At 57.1% G+C, this 1111-nt stretch carries 1 protein-coding gene; it reads right to left on the bottom strand.

Translation table 11 applies throughout. The annotated features are described in order from the left end of the window. Positions 1-37 precede the first annotated feature (37 nt). A complete protein-coding gene (locus LH464_RS24355) occupies positions 38-1051 on the bottom strand; it encodes an IS30 family transposase (protein ID WP_226788975.1) in 1014 nt (337 codons plus the stop codon). Positions 1052-1111: the final 60 nt, after the last annotated feature.

The raw sequence follows: 1111 nt of genomic DNA on the forward strand, positions 1-1111 counted from the left end.
TGCTGGTTCCAGATTGAATGCAACGCTGGCGGGAAATCTACATGAGCTTGCTCTCCATATCCAATAGATGCCGGCTGAAGATCTCCTTCGGTGTCTGGAACCCCAAGCACTTGCGCGGCGTATCGTTGAGCCGATCACACAAAGAGCGGATCTCCTGATTGCTCACATCCAACACAATGGTCTCCGACGGCAGATAGCGGCGGACCCGCTTGTTCGTGTTCTCGACCGTGCCTTTCTGCCACGGCGCTTGCGGGTCACAGAACCAGGCAGACGTCCCCATGCCGATCTGCAGCTCGCGCCACGAGATGAACTCCAGGCCTCGGTCGAACGTCAGGCTTTGCCGGGCTTGCGCGGGTAGGGGAGCGAGATGGCTGATCAACTGGTTCATGATCGGCTTCGACCGCCGGTCGTTGTTGCGGAACAGAACCGTATAGCGGCTCTTACGCTCGACCACGGTGGCAATGTTTGCGGATCCGTGCTCCTTCCTGAAGATCATCAGATCCGCTTCCCAGTGGCCGAATTGGCTGCGGGAGTTTATGCAGTCCGGCCTGTTGCGAATGGCGCATGCCACCGGGAAGACAAGGCTTCTCGGCTTTCGCGCATATCTGGGACGTCGCTTTCGCCGTCGCTCTGGTAAATAACGGGCAAGTTGCTGATCCTGGCCTTCGGGAGAATAGACATACTGATAAATCGTCTCGTGGCTCAATCGGACAGACGATCCGCCGACAAGCCTCAGGCGTCCAGAGATCTGTTCCGGCGACCAGCCTTCCTTCAAGCGATCAACCACAGCGGCACACAGGTGCGGATCGCGCAACAGTTTGCGATACCGCCTGCGGCGATCAACGGCCATCTGTTGTGCCGTCACATGCCAATAACCTTGCGCGATCGGAACGTCACGATCGCACCAGAAATTCCTTCGCAGTTCACGGCAGATCGTCGCGCGGTCTCGGCCAAGAGTACGTGCGATCTCAGCCTGACTGAATTTCTTCTCATGCATCCGCGCGATGACGCGGCGTTCGTCCATACTCAACTGCACAAAAGAGCGGGCCATTCCATCCTCCTGAAACCATGGCCATTATTCTCTACGTTGCATTTGAAAATGGAATCTGCC

It is taken from the genome of Pseudorhizobium xiangyangii (assembly GCF_020531965.1).
Classification (GTDB): Bacteria; Pseudomonadota; Alphaproteobacteria; order Rhizobiales; family Rhizobiaceae; genus Neorhizobium; species Neorhizobium xiangyangii.

Coding starts and splice junctions, on each gene's coding strand:
- LH464_RS24355 (WP_226788975.1), bottom strand. CDS start 1,051: ATGGCCCGCTCTTTTGTGCAGTTGAGTATGGACGAACGCCGCGTCATC.